The organism is Pseudomonas sp. GM25, from assembly GCF_000282255.1.
GTDB lineage: Bacteria > Pseudomonadota > Gammaproteobacteria > Pseudomonadales > Pseudomonadaceae > Aquipseudomonas > Aquipseudomonas aphyarum.
In genome coordinates this window covers 19,737-39,480 of the sequence record NZ_AKJQ01000034.1, presented here as the reverse complement: position 1 = coordinate 39,480, position 19,744 = coordinate 19,737, and the positions used below count along the sequence as shown (strand labels likewise).

Here is a 19,744-nt window from a genome sequence, read left to right as displayed (position 1 = left end):
GTTGGCGTTTATCTTCTGTCAGTCTTCATCCAGGCCGGTTTGATGCCGTATGAATAAACAGAACATTTGCCTGGGAGGAGCGGCTTATTAAACCGCTTTTCGCCAAGGGCCCCTCACTGGGCGTGCGCTTGTTGGTGCTGGCCGTACTGTCGGTCGCGCTGATGGTCGTTGACGCGCGCTTCAGCCTGCTTAAACCCGTACGCAGCCAGGCCTCGCTGGTGCTGATGGACGCCTACTGGATCACTGACCTGCCCGGACGGTTGTGGGAAGGTATCGCCAGCCAGTTCGGCAGTCGCACCGAGCTCGTCGCCGAAAATGAAAAACTCAAGTCGGAGAACCTGCTGTTGCAGGGTCGCATGCAGAAGCTTGCCGCCCTCACCGAGCAGAACGTCCGTCTGCGCGAGTTGCTCAATTCCTCCGCGCTGGTCAACGAGAAGGTCGAAGTGGCCGAGCTGATCGGCATGGACCCCAACCCCTTCACCCATCGCATTATCATCAATAAAGGTGAGCGTGATGGCGTGGTGCTCGGTCAGCCGGTGCTCGATGCTCGCGGCCTGATGGGGCAGGTGGTCGAACTGATGCCGTACACCTCGCGTGTGCTGCTGCTGACCGACTCGACCCACAGCATTCCTGTGCAGGTGAACCGTAACGGTCTGCGGGCGATTGCCAGCGGCACCGGTAACCCCGAGCGTCTGGAACTGCGCCACGTGGCGGACACTGCCGACGTCAAGGAAGGCGATCTGCTGGTCAGCTCCGGACTCGGTCAGCGTTTCCCGGCCGGTTATCCGGTGGCGACGGTCAAGGAAGTCATCCACGATTCCGGCCAGCCATTCGCCATTGTTCGCGCCGTGCCGACCGCCGCACTGAACCGCAGCCGTTACCTGCTGCTGGTGTTCAGCGATAACCGCACCGCCGAAGAACGTGCCAACGATGCCGCGCAGGCTCAGGAAAACCTTGATGCCTTTGGTGGTGGTCCGGTGATTCCGTCCACGGTACCGAAAATCGTTACCCCGCCTGCCGCAGCAGCAACTCCAGCCACGGCGCCGCCGGCTGCGCCTTCCGCCAGCACCACGCCGGCCAAACCCGCTGCAAGCAAACCGCCTGCAGCCACACCAGCGGCCAGCAAACCACCGGCGAATCAGCCGGCGGCTCGACCAGCGGCCAAACCGCCAGTCACTGCGCCGGCGACCACCGGGAGGCAAGAATAATGGTCGGGGCTACCGCATCGCGTAATGGCTGGATTGTATGGCTGACGTTTATCGTCGGCATTCTGCTCAGTGTGTCGCCATTGCCCATTTTCATGGAAATCCTGCGTCCGCTGTGGCTGGCCTTGCTCCTGACTTTCTGGGCGTTGTATCTGCCGCATACGGTCGGCATGGTCACGGCCTTCTGCCTGGGGCTGGCCGAAGACGTGCTGCAGGGCGATCTGCTCGGTCAGAATGCCTTGATCCTGACACTGATCACGTTCCTGGTGCTGTCATTGCAGCAACGCCTGCGAATGTTCCCGATGTGGCAGCAGAGCCTGGTCGTCCTGGTGATCTTCGGCCTCGCCCAGCTCGTACAGCTTTGGCTCAGTGCCTTGACCGGCAACCGTCAGCCGACCCTTGCGCTGGTCCTGCCGGCGCTGGTCAGTGCCTTGCTCTGGCCATGGGTCAGCTTCGCTCTGCGTGGATTGCGCCGACGCTACAAAATCAACTGATTCGGTCAGGCATTTGCCCGCACCTCGACAGGGAGATGTCTTGATGAAAAAGCTTTACCTCGCCTCAGGATCGCCGCGTCGGCGTGAATTGCTCACGCAGATCGGCATCCCGTTTACCGCGATCAGCGCGGATATCGATGAAACCCCTCTCGCCAATGAGTCCCCATCGGCCTACGTCGAGCGCCTGGCGCGCGGCAAGGCCGAGGCCGGACGGCGCACCGTCGTTTGCGACGTAGCGTTTTGCGTACTGGGCGCCGACACCGCTGTGGTGCTGGACGGCAAAATTCTTGGCAAACCGGTGGACGAAGCCGACGCATGCGCCATGCTGATGATGTTGTCCGGCAAGGAGCATGAAGTGCTGACGGCGATTGCCGTGCTCGACGGCAAGCGCTGCGAGTCGCGGGTGGTGCGCAGTCTGGTGCGGTTCCGGTCGATCAGCCGTGAAGAAGCCGCCGCCTACTGGGCCAGCGGCGAGCCCCGGGACAAGGCGGGTGGCTACGGCATTCAGGGGCTCGGCGCGGTATTCGTCGCCGGCCTCAATGGCAGTTACTCGGCGGTCGTCGGCTTGCCGGTGTGCGAAAGCGCAGAACTGCTCGGCCATTTCGGCATACCCTGTTGGCAAACCCTGAACGCGCAATAAGCGTCGAACGGACAAGATGCGGCCATTATCGTGAACATGCCTGAACGAGACCCTGCCATGAGTGAAGAGATTCTGATCAACATCACGCCGATGGAATCGCGCGTGGCGGTGGTCGAAAACGGTGTGCTGCAAGAAGTGCACGTCGAGCGTACGCAAAAACGCGGGATCGTCGGCAACATCTATAAAGGCAAGGTGGTGCGGGTTCTGCCGGGCATGCAGGCGGCGTTCGTCGATATCGGCCTGGATCGCGCAGCCTTCATTCATGCCTCGGAAATTTCCCTGCGCGAAGGCCCGGCGGTAGAAAGCATCAGCGCTCTGGTGCACGAAGGCCAGAGCCTGGTGGTGCAGGTCACCAAGGATCCGATCGGTTCCAAAGGTGCGCGGCTGACCACGCAACTGTCGATCCCGTCGCGCTATCTGGTGTACATGCCACGCACCGCCCACGTCGGCATTTCCCTGAAGATCGAAGACGAAGCCGAGCGCGAACGCCTCAAGCAGGTGGTCAGCGATTGCGTGGCCAAAGAAGGCATCAAGGAGGCCGGCGGCTTCATTTTGCGTACTGCCGCCGAAGGTGCCGGTGCCGATGAGATCCTGATGGACATCCGCTACCTGCGCCGCCTGTGGGATCAGATCAACGAACAGATCAAGACCATCGGCGCACCGAGCGTGATTTACGAGGACTTAGGCCTGGCGCTGCGCACCCTGCGCGATCTGGTCAGCCCGAAGATCGAGAAGATCCGCATCGACTCCCGGGAAACCTTCCAGAAGACCACGCAGTTCGTCGCCGAACTGATGCCGGAAATCGCCGATCGTCTGGAACACTACCCGGGTGAACGACCGATCTTCGACCTGTACGGCGTCGAAGACGAAATACAGAAAGCCCTGGAACGCAAGGTGCCGCTGAAGTCCGGCGGCTATCTGGTGATCGATCCGGCAGAAGCCATGACCACCATCGATGTGAACACCGGGGCGTTCGTCGGTCATCGCAACCTCGAAGAAACCATCTTCAAGACCAACCTCGAAGCCGCGACCGCGATTGCCCGGCAGATGCGCCTGCGCAATCTGGGCGGGATCATCATCATCGACTTCATCGACATGGAAGACGAAGAGCACCAGCGTCAGGTGCTGCGTACCCTGGAGAAACAACTGGAGCGCGATCACGCCAAGACCAACATCATCGGTATTACCGAGTTGGGCCTGGTGCAGATGACGCGCAAGCGCACCCGCGAAAGCCTCGAGCAGGTGCTGTGCGAACCGTGCAGCAGTTGTCAGGGCCGGGGCAAGCTGAAAACCCCGGAAACCATTTGCTACGAGATTTTCCGCGAGATCCTGCGTGAAGCCCGGGCCTATCAGGCCGAGGGTTATCGGGTGCTGGCGAACCAGAAAGTGGTGGATCGCCTGCTCGATGAAGAGTCCGGTAACGTGGCCGAACTTGAAGGTTTCATCGGGCGCACCATACGCTTCCAGGTGGAAACCATGTATTCCCAGGAACAATATGACGTGGTGCTGCTCTGAACCCCTGCGTCACCCTTTTCCTGAAACGGCTGGCCTCAGCTTTTTGCAGTATTTTTGCCATGGGAGCCAACTGACATGGAACGTCTGACACGCATTTTGGCCGCACTGACCCGCTGGGGTCTGGGCCTGTGCGCGTTGGTTCTGGTATTGATGGCGTTGTACGTCAGTCTCGGCCGGGAACTCACGCCACTGGTGGCCGAATACCGCACCGATATCGAAGACAAGGCCAGTGCCGCCCTGGGCATGCCGCTGCAGATCGGCGAGCTGGAAGGCAACTGGAGCGGGTTTGCACCGATCCTGCTGGCCCACGACGTGATGGTCGGCAGCGGCGCCAATGCCTTGCGCCTGGATCGGGTGCGCGCAGTGCCGGATCTGTGGGCCAGTTTGCTGGCCCGCGAAGTGCGCATCGCCCACCTTGAACTCAACGGTTTGAAAATCAGCCTCAAGGAAGGCGAAGACGGACAGTGGGCGCTGGAAGGCTTGCCGGTGCAGCAGGATCAGCCCATGGATCCCGAGCAACTGTTCAACCGCATGCAAATGATTCAGCAACTGTCGGTGCTCGACAGCCAGGTGACCTTGCAACCGCGAGAGCAGGCACCGCTAACGCTCACGTATGTCGGCCTCAATCTCAAGACCGGCACCAGCCGTCAGCGCCTCGATGCACGACTGACACTGCCTGACGGCCAGCCCGTGGCGCTGAGCCTGCGCACGCGGATTCGTCCGAGTCAGTGGCAGAGCAGCGAAGTGGAAGGTTATGTCAGCCTGCCGCAGAGCGACTGGTCGAAATGGCTGCCCGAGCGCCTGACCCAGCAATGGAATTTCTCCGAGATCAAGGCCGGTGGCGAGCTGTGGGTCAACTGGCGCGAAGGGGCGTTGCAGAGTGCTGCGATCCGTCTCAACGCGCCGCAACTGACCGGTGCTTACGCCGAGCGCAAGCCTATCCAGATCAACAATCTGGCGCTCAACGGCTACTTCCAGCGCGGTCCCGAGGGGGCCACTGTCACGCTTGATTCGCTGGCAATGAATTTCGGCGAAACCCGCTGGGAATCGCATGTGCAGATCAAACAGACTGCCGCCACCGACAAGAACGAAGAACTCTGGCATCTGCAGGCCGATCGGCTCGACCTGACGCCGATCACTCCTTTGCTCAATGCCCTCGGCCCGTTACCTCAAGGCTTCGCCACCGTGGTCGAGCGCCTGAAAGTGACCGGCGGGCTGCGTAACGTGCTGCTGGATTTCCGGCCGAACGCCACCGACGACAGCAAATTCGGCTTTGCCGCCAACCTTGATCAAGTCGGCTTCGACGCCTATCACGGCGCGCCGGCCGCGCGGAATGTCAGCGGCAGTCTCAGCGGTAACCTCGGTGGCGGCGAGCTGCGCATGGACAGCAAGGATTTCGTCCTGCACCTCGATCCGATTTTCGCCAAGCCGTGGCAATACATTCAGGCCAACGCGCGGTTGACCTGGAAGCTCGATAAAGAAGGTTTCACCCTGATCGCACCGTACCTGAAGGTGCTCGGCGAGGAAGGCAAGATTGCCGGCGACTTTCTGATCCGCCTGCATTTCGATCACAGCCAGGAAGACTACATGGACCTGCGGGTCGGCCTGGTGGACGGCGACGGTCGTTACACCGCCAAGTACCTGCCGGAAGTCCTGAGCCCGGCCCTCGATGAGTGGCTGCGCACGGCGATTCTCAAGGGCGCGGTGGATCAAGGCTTCTTCCAGTATCAGGGCTCGCTGAACAAGAACGCCGGGGAAGCAGATCGCAGCATCAGTCTGTTCTTCAAGGTGCACGACGCCGAGCTGGCGTTCCAGCCGGGCTGGCCGCACGTGAGCAAGGTCAGCGGTGACGTGTTCATCGAAGACAGCGGCGTGCGGATTCTCGCCAGCAAGGGCCAGTTGCTCGACACGCAGGTCAGCGATGTCTTCGTCAATATTCCCCATGTGCCGAGCGGCGAGCACAGCCATATGTTCCTCGACGGCAGTTTTGCCGGCGGGCTGGGCGATGGCCTGAAGATTCTTCAGGAGGCGCCGATCGGCACCGCCGACACTTTTGCCGGCTGGGAGGGCGAGGGTGATCTGCAAGGCAAGCTCAAACTCGATGTGCCGTTGGCCAAGGGCGATCAGCCAAAAATCCTCGTCGACTTCAAAACCGCCAATGCGCGATTGAAGCTGGCGGAGCCGAAGCTCGAACTGAGCCAGCTCAAGGGCGATTTCCGCTTCGACAGCGCCAAGGGCCTGAGCGGGCAGAACATCAGTGCCCGGGCCTTCGACAAACCGGTCACTGCGCAGATCTTCGCCGACGGCGGCCCCGGCAAGCTCAAGACAAGAGTGGCAGCGTCGGGGCAGGTCGAAGTCAAGAAGCTCACCGATTGGCTGGGCGTGACCCAGCCGTTGCCGGTGTCCGGAACCATCCCTTATCAGCTGCAAGTGAATCTGGACGGCGCCGACAGCCAATTGATGGTCAGCTCCAGCCTGAAGGGCGTGGCGGTGGATCTGCCGGCGCCGTTCGGCATGGCGGCCGATGTCGGGCGTGACACGGTGTTCCGCATGACCTTGCAGGGACAGGAGCGGCGTTACTGGGTCAATTACGATCAACTGGCCAATTTCACCTTCGCCGCGCCACCCGGCAATTTCGCCGATGGCCGGGGCGAGTTGTTCCTCGGCGCCGGTGAAGCGGTGTTGCCGGGTAACAAAGGCTTGCGGGTACGCGGCGTGTTGTCCGAGCTGGACGTCAAACCCTGGCAGGATCTGCTGGACAAGTACGCCGGCCAGGACCCGGGTGGCAACGCCAAGCAGTTGCTCAGCAGCGCGGATTTCAAGATCGGCAAACTCACGGCCTTCGGCACCACGCTGGATCAAGCGGCAGTGCAGGTCAATCGCAAACCCGGCGCCTGGGCTCTGGCCCTCGACAGTCAGCAGGCCAAAGGCACGGCCGGCATTCCCGACGCCAAGGGCGCGCCCATTGCGGTGAACCTGCAATACGTGCGGTTGCCGGCGCCTGACCCAACGGTGCAGGCCGACGAGAACGCGCCGGACCCGCTGGCTTCGGTGGATCCGAGCAAGATTCCGGCGCTGGATATCACCATCAATCAATTGTTCCAGGGCCAGGATCTGGTCGGCGGCTGGTCGCTCAAGGTTCGGCCGACTGCCAAGGGCATCGCCTTGAACAACCTCGATCTGGGCCTCAAGGGCATTCTTTTGCAGGGCAGTGGTGGCTGGGAAGGAACGCCCGGTGCCACGAGTAGTTGGTACAAGGGGCGGATCGGCGGCAAGAACCTCGCCGATGTGCTCAAGGGCTGGGGTTTTGCACCGAGCGTGACCAGCGAAGAGTTCCACATGGATGTCGACGGCCGCTGGCCGGGCTCGCCGGCGTGGCTGGCGACCAAGCGCTTCTCCGGCACCCTCGATGCGTCGCTGAACAAAGGCCAGTTTGTTGAAGTGGAGGGCGGCGCACAGGCATTGCGCGTGTTCGGTCTGCTCAACTTCAACTCGATTGGCCGGCGATTGCGCCTCGACTTCTCCGACCTGTTCGGCAAAGGCTTGAGCTATGACCGGGTCAAGGGATTGCTGGAGGCGACCAACGGCGTTTATGTGACGAAAGAACCGATCAAGTTGACCGGTCCTTCGAGCAACCTGGAACTGGACGGCACGCTGGATCTGGTGGGCGACAAGGTGGATGCCAAATTGCTGGTGACTTTGCCGGTGACCAACAACCTGCCGATTGCCGCGCTGATTGTCGGCGCGCCAGCGGTCGGCGGCGCATTGTTTCTGATCGACAAGCTGATCGGCGATCGCGTGGCGCGGTTCGCCAGCGTCAAATACACCGTCAAAGGCCCATGGAAAGAGCCGAAAATCACCTTCGACAAGCCTTTTTGAACAGCCAGCCCCTGAACCGATGGAGTAGCATGGCCGCATACCTCTTGCGGAGTGCGCCATGTCTTTAGCGGTGATTCAAATGGTCAGCCAGAGCGATGTGCTGGCCAATCTGCGCGATGCCCGACGTTTGCTCGAACAAGCAGCCAGCGCTGGTGCGAAGCTGGCCGTGCTGCCGGAAAACTTCGCCGCCATGGGCCGTCGCGACATCGCCGACATCGGCCGCGCCGAAGCGCTCGGCGAAGGCCCGATCCTGCCGTGGTTGAAACAGACCGCCCGCGACCTCAGGTTATGGATTGTGGCCGGCACCTTGCCGTTACCGCCGGTGGGGCAGCCCGAGGCCAAGTCCCATGCCTGCTCGCTGTTGGTGAACGATCAGGGCGAAATCGTTGCACGCTATGACAAGTTGCATCTGTTTGATGTCGACGTAGCGGACAATCGCGGCCGTTACCGCGAATCCGATGACTATGCTTATGGCAGTGGCGTGGTGGTCGCGGACACGCCGGTCGGGCGATTGGGCCTGACGGTGTGTTACGACCTGCGCTTCCCGGAGCTGTACAGCGAATTGCGCGCAGCCGGGGCTGAACTGATTACCGCACCGTCGGCCTTCACTGCGGTGACGGGGGCGGCGCATTGGGATGTATTGATCCGCGCGCGGGCCATTGAAACCCAGTGCTATGTGTTGGCGGCCGCTCAGGGCGGAACGCATCCGGGGCCGCGGGAAACCTTTGGCCACGGGGCGATTGTCGACCCGTGGGGCCGCGTGCTGGCGCAGCAGGAACAAGGCGAAGCCGTGTTGCTGGCCGAACGCGACAGCAATGAACAAGCGTCCATCCGGGCGCGAATGCCGGTGACGGGTCATCGGCGGTTTTTTTCGCAGGGCGCACAGCGACCTGCTTCAGAACACGAATTTAAGGCGTAAAACCTATGAGCGAGTTGTTGTCCTCAGTCAGTGATCACCTGTTGGCGCCCGGCGGCGTGACGATCGAGAGCCTGCAAGGCGTGCTCGGTGATCTGGCGGGTCCAGGTATCGATGCGGCCGACCTGTATTTCCAGGGGCAGATTTCCGAGTCCTGGTCGCTGGAAGACGGCATCGTCAAGGAAGGCAGTTTCAACCTCGACCAGGGTGTCGGCGTGCGTGCGCAGTCCGGTGAGAAAACCGGTTTCGCCTACAGCAACGCGATCACCCTCGAAGCCCTCGGCGCAGCGGCCCGTGCGGCCCGTTCGATTTCCCGCGCCGGGCAGAACGGCACGGTGCAGGCGTTCAGCACCCAGGACGTCGCCCAGTTGTACGCGCCGGATAACCCGCTGGAAGTGCTGAGCCGCGCTGAAAAAGTCGAACTGCTCAAGCGCATCGACGTTGCGACCCGCGCTCTCGATCCGCGTATCCAGCAGGTCAGCGTAAGCATGGCCGGGGTCTGGGAACGGATTCTGGTGGCTTCGACCGACGGTGGCCTGGCTGCCGATGTGCGTCCGCTGGTGCGCTTCAACGTCAGCGTAATCGTCGAGCAGAACGGCCGTCGCGAGCGTGGCGGCCATGGCGGCGGCGGGCGTACCGACTACCGTTATTTCCTCGCTGAAGACCGCGCCATGGGTTATGCCCGTGAAGCGCTGCGTCAGGCGCTGGTGAATCTGGAAGCGATTCCGGCACCGGCCGGCACCTTGCCGGTTGTTCTGGGTTCGGGTTGGTCCGGCGTGCTGCTGCACGAAGCGGTCGGCCACGGTCTGGAAGGCGATTTCAACCGCAAGGGCAGTTCCGCCTACAGCGGTCGCATGGGCGAAATGGTTGCTTCGAAACTCTGCACCATCGTCGATGACGGCACCCTGAGCGGTCGTCGCGGTTCCCTGAGCGTCGACGACGAAGGCACCCCGACCGAGTGCACTACGCTGATCGAAAACGGCGTGCTCAAGGGTTACATGCAGGACAAGCTCAATGCGCGGCTGATGGGCGTGGCCCGCACAGGCAACGGTCGTCGCGAATCCTACGCACACTTGCCGATGCCACGGATGACCAACACCTACATGCTCGGCGGCCAGAGTGATCCGGCGGAAATCATCGCCTCGGTGAAGAAGGGCATCTACTGCGCCAACCTCGGCGGCGGTCAGGTCGACATCACCAGCGGCAAGTTCGTGTTCTCCACCAGCGAGGCTTACCTGATCGAGGACGGCAAGATCACCGCGCCAGTCAAAGGCGCAACGTTGATCGGCAACGGTCCGGAGGCGATGAGCCGGGTGTCGATGGTCGGTAACGATCTGGCGCTGGACAGCGGTGTGGGGACTTGCGGCAAGGATGGGCAGTCGGTGCCGGTGGGTGTCGGTCAGCCGACCCTGAAAATCGATGCGATCACCGTGGGTGGCACGGGCGCGTAAGAAGGGATGGAGCTTCGGGTGGCGCGCGGTGCGGCCACCCGGTGGCGAATATCAACGCAGACCGCGTTGAGTCTCGTCCAGCTCACGGATGTACTTGAAGATCTTGCGGCTCGAGGCAGGAGGTTTGTTTTGCGCAACCTCGTGCTGGGCCTGACGGATCAGGGAACGCAGTTGCTGGCGGTCGGCGTCCGGGTAATCGACGACGAATTTCTCCAGCACGGCATCGTCACCGGCGATCAGGCGGTCACGCCAGCGTTCGAGGTTGTGGAAACGCTCGTTGTACTGACGGGTAGAGGCATCGAGTTGATCGAGCAAGGTGAGAATCGCGTCAGTGTCCTGATCGCGCATCAGTTTGCCGATGAACTGCAAGTGCCGTTTACGCGCGATGTTCGCGGTGTGCTTGGGCGCATCGGCCAGGGCCCGGCGCAGGGCGTCGGTCAATGGCAGTTTTGCCTGCAAGTCGGGCTTGAGCGTTGTAAGGCGCTCGCCAAGGTCAACCAGAGCATGCAGCTCGCGTTTGACCTGGGATTTGCTTTTTTCTCCCGTATCGAGGGAGTCGTCGTAAGAATCAACCATGGTGGCAGTCCGCAAAGAAACGCCGCCATGATAACCAGTCGGGGGCCGCTTGTCCGGCCCGGTCGCTCGAAGGCCCCAGCCGAAAGCAGAATTTGAGTGGAGATGAGCATGAGTGCAGTTGAAAGCGTCGGCCCACAGGCATTGCCGGCACTGCAGGAACAGGTCGAGCAGATCATCGCCGAAGCCAAGCGTCAGGGCGCCAGTGCCTGCGAAGTAGCGGTGTCGCTGGAGCAGGGCCTGTCGACGTCGGTGCGTCAACGTGAAGTCGAAACGGTCGAGTTCAACCGCGATCAGGGTTTTGGCATCACGCTGTACGTCGGCCAGCGCAAGGGTTCGGCCAGCACGTCTGCCACCGGGCCGGATGCTATTCGCGAGACTGTCGCTGCGGCGCTGGCGATTGCCAAGCACACCTCCGAAGACGAAGCTTCGGGGCTGGCCGATGCCGCTCTGATGGCCCGGGATATTCAGGATTTTGATCTGTTCCACCAATGGGACATCACCCCGGAGCAGGCCATTGAGAAGGCGTTGCTCTGCGAAGCCGCCGCGTTCGACGCCGATGCACGCATCAAGAATGCCGATGGCACCACGTTGAGCACCCATCAGGGCTGCCGCGTGTACGGCAACAGTCACGGTTTTATCGGCGGTTATGCGTCGACCCGACACAGCCTGAGCTGCGTGATGATTGCAGAAGCCGATGGCCAGATGCAGCGCGATTACTGGTATGACGTGAACCGTCAGGGCAGCTTGCTGGCGGATCCGGTGAGCATTGGTCAGCGTGCGGCACAGCGCGCGGCGAGCCGACTGGGTGCGCGTCCGGTGCCGACCTGCGAGGTGCCGGTATTGTTTTCCGCGGAGTTGGCGGGTGGGTTGTTCGGCAGCTTCCTGTCGGCGATTTCCGGCGGCAGTCTGTACCGCAAATCGTCTTTCCTCGAAGGCACCCTGGGGCAGAAGCTGTTCCCGGAATGGCTGACCATCGACGAGCGCCCGCACCTGATGCGCGCCATGGGCAGTGCTTCCTACGATGGTGACGGCCTGGCGACCTATGCCAAACCGTTCGTCGAGAAAGGCGAGCTGGTTTCGTACATCCTTGGCACTTATTCCGGTCGCAAACTCGGCATGCCGAGCACCGCCAACGCGGGCGGCGTGCATAACCTGTTCGTCACCCATGGCGATGAAGACCAGGCTGCCTTGCTGCGGCGCATGGGGCGTGGACTGCTGGTCACCGAGTTGATGGGCCATGGCCTGAACATGGTGACCGGTGATTACTCGCGCGGTGCGGCGGGTTTCTGGGTCGAGGACGGTGAAATCCAGTTCGCGGTTCAGGAAGTGACCATCGCCGGCAACATGCGCGACATGTTCAAGCAGATCGTCGCGGTGGGTAACGATCTGGAGCTGCGCAGCAACATTCGCACCGGTTCGGTGTTGATCGAGAAGATGACGGTCGCGGGCAGCTAAGCCGCAGGCAGGTACAACAAAGGCGTGTCATCCGATTGGGTGGCGCGCCTTTTTTTGTGTCCGCAAATTTTTCGAGCTGGTGAGGGCAGCAAAAAAGCCACTCTTGTTTTGGTTCTCATTATCATCTAATAATAAATCTCATTATCGGATGAGCCCAGGATCATGAGTTCTGCCTTGCACGAGCAGCCGTACCTCGAAAGCTGGCGCTGGATGAGTCGCCAGATCCGTTGCGCGATGGATCCCGACGAACCGCGCCTGATCGAGCACTACCTGGCCGAAGGCCGATATCTGGCCTGCTGCACGTCTACTTCGCCCTGGACGGTCGCCGAAACCTCTTTCCGTCTGCTGCTCGACACGGCCACCGACATCGCGTTGCCGTGGCACTGGCGCAGCCTCTGCCTCGATCAAGCCTGGCGCCCGCTGCGCGAAATGGAGCGCCTGTCGTTGTGCAAATGTCGGCTCAAACGCTGGCAAAGCTACACCTGGCAGCTCGCCACCTGCGAGTTGCAACCCTCGATTCCTCTTATTGAACTGGTGCAAGGATTTTCAGATGACCAAGACACGTATTGAGCGCGACAGCATGGGCGAACTGCAGGTGCCGGTGGACGCTCTCTACGGCGCGCAGACCCAGCGCGCAGTGGATAACTTCCCGATCAGCGGCAAACCGATGCCGACCCAGTTCATCCGCGCCCTGATTCTGGCGAAAGCGGCCGCCGCCCGCGCCAACGTCGAACTCAACCAGCTCAGCGCCGCGCAAGGCAAAGCCATCAGCGATGCCGCCCAAGGTCTGCTGGAAGGCGACTTCATGCAGCATTTTCCGGTGGATATATTCCAGACCGGCTCCGGCACCAGCTCCAACATGAACGCCAACGAAGTGATCGCCACCCTGGCCAGCCGTCTGCTCGAAGAGCCGGTGAACGCCAACGATCACGTCAACTGCGGGCAGAGCAGCAACGACATCATTCCGACCACCATCCACGTCAGTGCGGCGCTGGCCTTGCATGAACAACTGCTGCCGGCGCTGCTGCATCTGGTGCAAGTGATCGAACGCAAGTCCGAGCAAGTCCATCACCACGTCAAGACCGGCCGCACCCACTTGATGGATGCCATGCCGGTGCGCATGAGTCAGGTGCTCAACGGTTGGGCACAGCAGCTCAAGGCCAATATCGGTCACCTGCAGGATTTGCTGCCAAGCCTGCAATCCCTGGCCCAGGGCGGTACGGCGGTCGGCACCGGGATCAATGCTCATCCGGAATTCGCTGCGCGTTTCAGCCGCCAGCTCAGCCAGTTGACCAACGTCCAGTTCACGCCGGGCAAGGATCTGTTCGCCCTGATCGGCTCGCAAGACACTGCTGTAGCCGTGTCGGGGCAGCTCAAGGCCACTGCCGTTTCGCTGATGAAAATCGCCAACGACCTGCGCTGGATGAACTCCGGCCCGCTTGCCGGTCTCGGTGAAATCGAACTGGAAGGCCTGCAGCCGGGCTCGTCGATCATGCCGGGCAAGGTCAACCCGGTAATTCCGGAAGCCACCGCCATGGTGGCCGCGCAAGTGATCGGCAACGATTCGGTGATCACCATCGCCGGGCAGTCGGGCAATTTCGAACTGAACGTGATGCTGCCGATCATCGCCCAGAATTTGCTGAGCAGTATCGAGTTGCTGGCCAACTCCAGCCGTCTGCTGGGCGACAAGGCGATTGCCAGCTTCAAAGTCAACGAGTCGCGCCTCAAGGAAGCGTTGTCGCGCAACCCGATTCTGGTCACCGCGCTCAACCCGATCATCGGTTACCAGAAAGCCGCCGAAATCGCCAAGCAGGCCTACAAACAGGGCCGTCCGGTGATCGACGTCGCGCTGGAACACACCGACCTGTCGCGCAGCCAGCTGGAAGAGTTGCTCAATCCCGAGAAACTCACCGCCGGCGGCGTGTAAGCACCGCAACCGCTTTGGAGGTTCACCATGGAGCACTGGAAACGCACGATCGAACGGGCCAATCGCTGCTTCATGCTGGGCGAGCTGATCGATGCCCGCGAGGCCTACCTGCAAGCATTGGCCCTGGCGCAGGTGTTGTTCGAGCGCTGGGCCGATGCCGACGAAGCGGTGGCGGCCTGCGTCATCTCCCACCACAACCTGGCGGATCTGCATTTGCGCCTGAATCAGCCGGAGGAGAGCGCCGAATACTTGTGTGCGATCCATCAACGGCTGTTGCAGACCATGCAGGACGAGCGCCTGCGCCCGGCGCTGCGTGAAGCAGCCCTTCGCCAGAGCAGCAAGACCTACGTCGAGCTGCTCAATTTCATCAGCGAACACGGCGAATACCCGCGCACCCAGCGTTTGCTGCACCCGGATACCGGCAATGCGCGCCGCGCGCCTGCCCCACATCACCATGGAGTCCATTGAAATGGCTTTTACCCTGCCAGCCTTGCCTTACGCCTATGACGCACTGGAGCCGCACATTGATGCGCAAACCATGGAGATCCACTACACCAAGCATCATCAGACCTACATCAATAACCTGAACGCTGCGGTCGAGGGCACCGAGTTCGCGGAGTGGCCGGTGGAGAAACTGGTTGCCAGTGTCCAGCAACTGCCGGAAAAACTCCGCGCGGCGGTGATCAATCAGGGCGGCGGTCACGCCAACCATTCGCTGTTCTGGGAAGTGATGGTGCCCGGCGGTGGCGGTAAGCCGGACGGCGCGCTGGCCAAGGCGATCGATGAGCAACTGGGCGGCCTCGACAGCTTCAAGGAGGCCTTCACCAAAGCCGCACTGACCCGCTTCGGCAGTGGCTGGGCCTGGCTCAGCGTCACCCCGGAAAAGAAACTGGTGGTGGAAAGCAGCGGTAACCAGGACAGCCCACTGATGAACGGCAACACGCCGATTCTCGGCCTCGACGTGTGGGAGCACGCCTACTATCTGCGCTATCAGAACCGTCGGCCGGAATACATCAGCGCGTTCTACAACGTGATCAACTGGCCGGAAGTCGCTGCGCGCTATCAGGCCGCGCTGGTTTAAGTCTCCTATAAAAACAATCCAAGGCTGACTATGGGCACTGAAACACTGGCGATCGGAAGTGGGCGTATGTTTCGTTACGCAATTGGATCGCTGCTGCTGTTGGCGGGCATGACCTTGCTGGTGGCGCATGGACTGGAATGGCTGAATCTGGAGCCGAGATTGTCGCGGGCATTGCAGGGCGGCGCGATCTGCGCCCTCGGCACCGCGCTCGGAGCGGTGCCGGTGCTGGTGATCCGCAACATGCCCCAGGCACTGGGCGATACGCTGCTGGGTTTTGGTGCCGGCGTGATGCTGGCGGCAACCGCGTTTTCGCTGATCGTGCCGGGAATCGCCGCCGCCGAAAGTCTGGGTCTGAGCCCATGGGGCGCCAGTGGCCTGATCTGCTTCGGCATCATGCTCGGCGCGTTCGGCCTGTATCTGGTTGATCGCCGGGTGTCGGGCGCCTCGCCGGAAATGCTCATCGGGACCCTCGAGCATCCGGTGATTCCGCCGCGGATCTGGTTGTTCGTGTTCGCCATCATTGCCCATAACATTCCGGAAGGTATGGCGGTCGGTGTCTCGGCGGGTGGTGGGATGCCGGATGCAGACAGTCTGGCGATGGGCATTGCCTTGCAGGATGTGCCGGAAGGGCTGGTGATTGCACTGGTGCTGGCCGGCGCCGGGATGTCGCGGGCCAGGGCGTTTTTGATTGGTGCAGCGTCAGGTCTGGTCGAACCGGTATTCGCGCTGCTCTGTGCGTGGCTGGTCAGTCTTGCCGAGTTGTTGCTGCCTTTGGGATTGGCGTTGGCGGCGGGCGCGATGCTGCTGGTGGTGACCCACGAGGTCATTCCGGAGTCGCGACGCAATGGTCACGAGAAGCTGGCAAGCCTGGGATTGCTGATCGGCTTCTGTCTGATGATGGTTATGGATACGGCGTTGGGATGAGCCGGAGGAGGGAGCTGACTCCCTCGCCTCAAACGTTTTCAACCACCTTCGTCGAAGTAGTTGTTGATCAGGGTCACCAGCGCGTCCATGGCTTCCTGTTCCTGGTGGCCATCGGTACTCAGGTGGATTTTGGTGCCCTTGCCCGCAGCGAGCATCATCATCGCCATGATGCTTTTACCGTCGACCGTGGTTTCCGGGGTGCGGCCCACTCTGATCGTGCAATCGGGAAACTGGCCCGCCACTCCGACGAATTTTGCCGATGCGCGGGCGTGCAGGCCCAGCTTGTTGATGATTTCGATTTCACGAGCAGGCATCGCGGTGTGAATCCTTTAGCTGAGGTCGCGGTGGCGAACCTGGACGTTCTTCAGGGTCTTCTGCAGCGCCTGGCCAAGACGTTCGGTCAGGTAAACGGAGCGGTGATGCCCGCCGGTGCAGCCGATGGCAATGGTGACGTAAGCGCGGTTGCTCGCCGCAAAGCGTGGCAACCATTTGTACAGATACGCGTAAATGTCCTGGTACATCTCCTCGACCTCCGGCTGCGCCGCCAGATATTCGGCGACCGGCTGATCGAGACCGGATTGCGCGCGCAGCTCCGGTTTCCAGTACGGGTTCGGCAGGCAGCGTACATCGAACACCAGATCCGCATCCACCGGCATGCCGCGTTTGAAACCGAACGACTCCACCAGAAACGCCGTGCCCGGCTCCGGCTGGTTCAATAGACGCAGTTTGATGGTGTCGCGCAGCTGATAGAGATTGAGGTTGGTGGTGTTGACCTTCAGATCGGCCAGATCGGCGATCGGGCCCAGCAGCGCGGTTTCGTCGTTGATGGCTTCGGCCAGAGAACGGTTGGCATTGCTGAGCGGGTGACGACGACGGGTTTCCGAAAAACGTTTGAGCAATGTTTCGTCATCGGCATCCAGGTACAGGACATCGCACTGGATATGCCGGCTGCGGACTTCCTCAAGCAGCTCGGGAAACCGCGACAGGTGGCTCGGCAGGTTGCGCGCATCGATCGAGACGGCAACCAGCGGCTGGAGCATTTCGGTGTGGACCAGCGCGCGCTCGGCGAGATCTGGCAGCAAGCCGGCCGGCAGGTTGTCAATGCAGTAGTAGCCGTTGTCCTCAAGGACATCCAGGGCGGTACTTTTACCCGAGCCGGAACGGCCACTGACAATGATCAAGCGCATGGTTACGGCCTGTTCTGTTCTTCCAGTACAACCTGGTACAACGCTTCGTTGCTTGGCGCGCTGCGCAGTCTGTCGCGCACGTCCTTGCGGTCGAGCATGCTGGCGATCTGGCGTAACAGTTCCAGGTGCGCATCGGTGGCGGCTTCCGGCACCAGCAGGACGAACAGCAGGTCCACAGGCGCGCCGTCGATAGCGTCGAAATCGATAGGGGCATCAAGGTGCATCAGCGCACTGATCGGCGCTTCGCAGCCCTTGAGGCGGCAGTGAGGAATGGCGATGCCGTTGCCAAAACCGGTGGAACCCAGTTTTTCACGGGCAATCAATGCCTCGAAGACATCTTGCATCTCCAGATCCGGGACTTCCCGGGCGATCAGGTTGGCAATTTGTTCGAGGGCTTTCTTTTTACTGCCGCCCGGCACGTTCACCAGGGAACGGCCGGGGGTCAGGATACTTTCAAGTCGGATCATGGGGGTGGGGGTTATCGACCGGTAGCGCCCTGAAGCAGGCTCTGGGTCTTTTCCTTATGCTTTTTGAGTTGTTTATCAAGCTTGTCGGTCAGCGCGTCGATCGCAGCGTACATATCGGTATGTTCCGCGTTTGCGACGACCTCGTTGCCGGGAATATGCAGCGTGGCTTCGATTTTCTGCTTCAGCTTCTCGACGCACATCGTGACTTGCACGTTGGTGATCTTGTCGAAATGCCCCTCAAGCCTCTTGAGCTTTTGCTCAACGTACTCACGGAGAGGTTGGGTAACTTCCAGTTGGTGTCCACTGATGTTGACTTGCATACAGCTTCTCCTTCGTTGCCAGTGCATAAAGCGGCAGGCCGAAGAGCCTGCCACTGGAACGCTGTAACGTGGCTTACATCAACCGCTTGCGTTCGCTCGAAGGCGCGATCCCGAGGGATTCGCGGTACTTGGCGACGGTGCGGCGAGCCACCTGAATGCCTTGTGCCTCCAGTAAACCAGCGATCTTGCTGTCACTCAACGGCTTTTTCTGATTTTCCGCGGCAACCAGTTTCTTGATGATCGCGCGGATCGCCGTGGACGAGCATTCACCGCCTTCGGAGGTGCTCACATGGCTGGAGAAAAAGTATTTCAGTTCATATATGCCCCGTGGGGTATGCATGAATTTTTGCGTGGTCACGCGGGAAATCGTCGACTCGTGCATGCCCACGGCTTCAGCGATGTCATGCAGCACCAGCGGCTTCATGGCTTCGTCGCCGTACTCCAGAAAGCCGCGCTGGTGCTCGACGATCTGGGTGGCCACTTTCATCAGGGTTTCGTTGCGGCTCTGCAGGCTCTTGATGAACCAGCGGGCTTCCTGCAACTGATTGCGCATGAAGGTGTTGTCGGCACTGGTGTCGGCACGGCGCACGAAACCGGCGTACTGGGCGTTGACTCGCAGACGCGGCACCGACTCCTGATTCAGCTCGACCAGCCAGCGCTCGTTGTCCTTGCGCACGATGACGTCAGGCACCACGTACTCGGCTTCGGTGGATTCGATCTGCGAACCGGGGCGCGGGTTGAGGCTCTGCACCAGCTCGATGACCTGGCGCAGCTCGTCTTCCTTTAGCTTCATGCGGCGCATCAGCTGGCTGTAGTCGCGGCTGCCGAGCAGGTCAATGTAATCGGTGACCAGACGCTTGGCTTCGGCCAGCCAAGGGGTCTTGGCCGACAGCTGGCGCAATTGCAGCAGCAGGCATTCGCCCAGGTTGCGTGCGCCGATGCCGGCCGGTTCGAATTGCTGAATGCGGTGAAGGACGGCTTCGATCTCGTCCAGCTCGATGTCGAGCTCCGGATCAAAGGCGTCGAGGATTTCTTCGAGGGTTTCGTCGAGGTAGCCCTGATTGTTGATGCAATCGATCAGGGTGACGGCGATCAGGCGATCGGTGTCGGACATCGGTGCCAGGTTCAACTGCCACAGCAGGTGGCTTTGCAGGCTCTCGCCGGCGGAGGTGCGGGTGGTGAAGTCCCACTCGTCATCGTCGCTGCTCGGCAGGCTGCTGGCGCTGGTCTGGTAGACGTCTTCCCAGGCGGTGTCGACGGGCAGTTCGTTGGGGATTCGCTCGTTCCATTCGCCGTCTTCGAGGTTATCGACTGTCGGCGCGGTCTCCTGATAGGAGGGTTCCTGGATCTCGGTGTTGGGCTTCTGTTCGGCGTTGTCGGCCATGGGATCGGAGTTGTCGAAGTCGTCGCCGTCTTCCTGGCGTTCGAGCATCGGATTGGATTCCAGAGCCTCCTGGATTTCCTGTTGCAGATCCAGGGTCGACAATTGGAGCAGGCGGATGGCCTGTTGCAGCTGCGGTGTCATCGTCAGCTGCTGGCCCATTCTCAAGACTAGCGATGGTTTCATGGCAGGGGCTTAACACCTTATTCGCCGGCGCTATGCGCCATCCACTACAGGGCGCCGGAGCGCCAAACTTAAGCAAATTATATGCCTGAAACTGTCGTGTTTGCCTAGAGCGCTGTAACAATAAAAGCGTATAAAAAGGC

The 19,744-nt window shown here is 61.1% G+C and carries 19 protein-coding genes; 13 read left to right on the top strand and 6 right to left on the bottom strand.

The window, feature by feature from the left end; all coding sequences use genetic code 11:
- Positions 1-86 precede the first annotated feature (86 nt).
- The 7 genes from mreC (at position 87) to tldD (ending at position 10,100) form a co-directional block, all read left to right on the top strand.
- Complete coding sequence (mreC, locus tag PMI24_RS10510; RefSeq protein ID WP_081493563.1) at positions 87-1,208, top strand: rod shape-determining protein MreC; 1,122 nt, start codon at positions 87-89, stop codon at positions 1,206-1,208.
- Complete coding sequence (mreD, locus tag PMI24_RS10505) at positions 1,208-1,699, top strand: rod shape-determining protein MreD (protein ID WP_007953608.1); 492 nt, start codon at positions 1,208-1,210, stop codon at positions 1,697-1,699. The genes mreC and mreD overlap by 1 nt, the downstream gene beginning before the upstream one ends.
- 43 nt (positions 1,700-1,742) lie before the next feature.
- Positions 1,743-2,339 carry a Maf family protein gene (locus tag PMI24_RS10500; RefSeq protein WP_007953606.1) on the top strand — a complete coding sequence of 199 codons (597 nt, stop codon included), beginning with the start codon at positions 1,743-1,745 and terminating at the stop codon, positions 2,337-2,339.
- A 57-nt stretch (positions 2,340-2,396) separates the two neighbouring features.
- Positions 2,397-3,854 carry a ribonuclease G gene (gene rng / locus PMI24_RS10495; protein WP_007953605.1) on the top strand — a complete coding sequence of 486 codons (1,458 nt, stop codon included), beginning with the start codon at positions 2,397-2,399 and terminating at the stop codon, positions 3,852-3,854.
- Between the two features lie 75 nt (positions 3,855-3,929).
- Positions 3,930-7,733: a YhdP family protein gene (locus tag PMI24_RS10490; RefSeq protein ID WP_007953604.1), complete on the top strand. Its 3,804-nt coding sequence runs from the start codon at positions 3,930-3,932 to the stop codon at positions 7,731-7,733.
- 58 nt (positions 7,734-7,791) lie between these two features.
- Positions 7,792-8,652: a carbon-nitrogen hydrolase family protein gene (locus PMI24_RS10485; protein ID WP_007953603.1), complete on the top strand. Its 861-nt coding sequence runs from the start codon at positions 7,792-7,794 to the stop codon at positions 8,650-8,652.
- Positions 8,653-8,657: 5 nt separating this feature from the next.
- Positions 8,658-10,100: a metalloprotease TldD gene (gene tldD / locus PMI24_RS10480; RefSeq protein ID WP_007953601.1), complete on the top strand. Its 1,443-nt coding sequence runs from the start codon at positions 8,658-8,660 to the stop codon at positions 10,098-10,100.
- 51 nt (positions 10,101-10,151) lie between these two features.
- Here the strand turns inward: tldD and yjgA are convergent, their stop codons facing one another.
- Entirely contained in the window at positions 10,152-10,676 is a 525-nt protein-coding gene (gene yjgA, locus PMI24_RS10475) for a ribosome biogenesis factor YjgA (RefSeq protein WP_007953598.1), read from the bottom strand.
- Positions 10,677-10,784: 108 nt separating this feature from the next.
- On the opposite strand from yjgA, the gene pmbA reads away from it, so the two are divergent.
- The 6 genes from pmbA to PMI24_RS10445 all read left to right on the top strand — a co-directional run bounded on the left by pmbA (position 10,785) and on the right by PMI24_RS10445 (position 16,063).
- A complete protein-coding gene (gene pmbA / locus PMI24_RS10470) occupies positions 10,785-12,131 on the top strand; it encodes a metalloprotease PmbA (RefSeq protein ID WP_007953596.1) in 1,347 nt (448 codons plus the stop codon).
- A 162-nt stretch (positions 12,132-12,293) separates the two neighbouring features.
- Positions 12,294-12,701, top strand: coding sequence for a hypothetical protein (locus tag PMI24_RS10465; RefSeq protein WP_007953594.1), 408 nt, complete (start codon positions 12,294-12,296; stop codon positions 12,699-12,701).
- On the top strand, positions 12,682-14,058 hold the full coding sequence (locus tag PMI24_RS10460; RefSeq protein WP_007953592.1) for a class II fumarate hydratase: 1,377 nt from the start codon (positions 12,682-12,684) through the stop codon (positions 14,056-14,058). The genes PMI24_RS10465 and PMI24_RS10460 overlap by 20 nt, the downstream gene beginning before the upstream one ends.
- Positions 14,059-14,085: 27 nt before the next feature.
- Positions 14,086-14,526: a hypothetical protein gene (locus tag PMI24_RS10455; protein ID WP_007953590.1), complete on the top strand. Its 441-nt coding sequence runs from the start codon at positions 14,086-14,088 to the stop codon at positions 14,524-14,526.
- Position 14,527: 1 nt separating this feature from the next.
- Entirely contained in the window at positions 14,528-15,139 is a 612-nt protein-coding gene (locus PMI24_RS10450; RefSeq protein ID WP_045121714.1) for a superoxide dismutase, read from the top strand.
- Positions 15,140-15,169: 30 nt separating this feature from the next.
- Complete coding sequence (locus tag PMI24_RS10445; protein WP_007953586.1) at positions 15,170-16,063, top strand: ZIP family metal transporter; 894 nt, start codon at positions 15,170-15,172, stop codon at positions 16,061-16,063.
- A gap of 38 nt (positions 16,064-16,101) precedes the next feature.
- On the opposite strand, the gene PMI24_RS10440 is transcribed toward PMI24_RS10445, so the two are convergent.
- The 5 genes from PMI24_RS10440 to PMI24_RS10420 form a co-directional block, all read right to left on the bottom strand.
- Positions 16,102-16,377 (bottom strand): HPr family phosphocarrier protein, encoded by a 276-nt coding sequence (locus tag PMI24_RS10440; protein WP_007953585.1) that lies wholly within the window; start codon positions 16,375-16,377, stop codon positions 16,102-16,104.
- Positions 16,378-16,392: 15 nt separating this feature from the next.
- Positions 16,393-17,250, bottom strand: coding sequence for an RNase adapter RapZ (rapZ, locus tag PMI24_RS10435; RefSeq protein WP_007953582.1), 858 nt, complete (start codon positions 17,248-17,250; stop codon positions 16,393-16,395).
- 2 nt (positions 17,251-17,252) lie between these two features.
- Positions 17,253-17,717 (bottom strand): PTS IIA-like nitrogen regulatory protein PtsN, encoded by a 465-nt coding sequence (gene ptsN, locus PMI24_RS10430; protein ID WP_007953580.1) that lies wholly within the window; start codon positions 17,715-17,717, stop codon positions 17,253-17,255.
- An 11-nt stretch (positions 17,718-17,728) separates the two neighbouring features.
- On the bottom strand, positions 17,729-18,037 hold the full coding sequence (gene hpf, locus PMI24_RS10425; RefSeq protein WP_007953578.1) for a ribosome hibernation-promoting factor, HPF/YfiA family: 309 nt from the start codon (positions 18,035-18,037) through the stop codon (positions 17,729-17,731).
- A 73-nt stretch (positions 18,038-18,110) separates the two neighbouring features.
- A complete protein-coding gene (locus PMI24_RS10420) occupies positions 18,111-19,604 on the bottom strand; it encodes an RNA polymerase factor sigma-54 (RefSeq protein WP_011332472.1) in 1,494 nt (497 codons plus the stop codon).
- Positions 19,605-19,744: the final 140 nt, after the last annotated feature.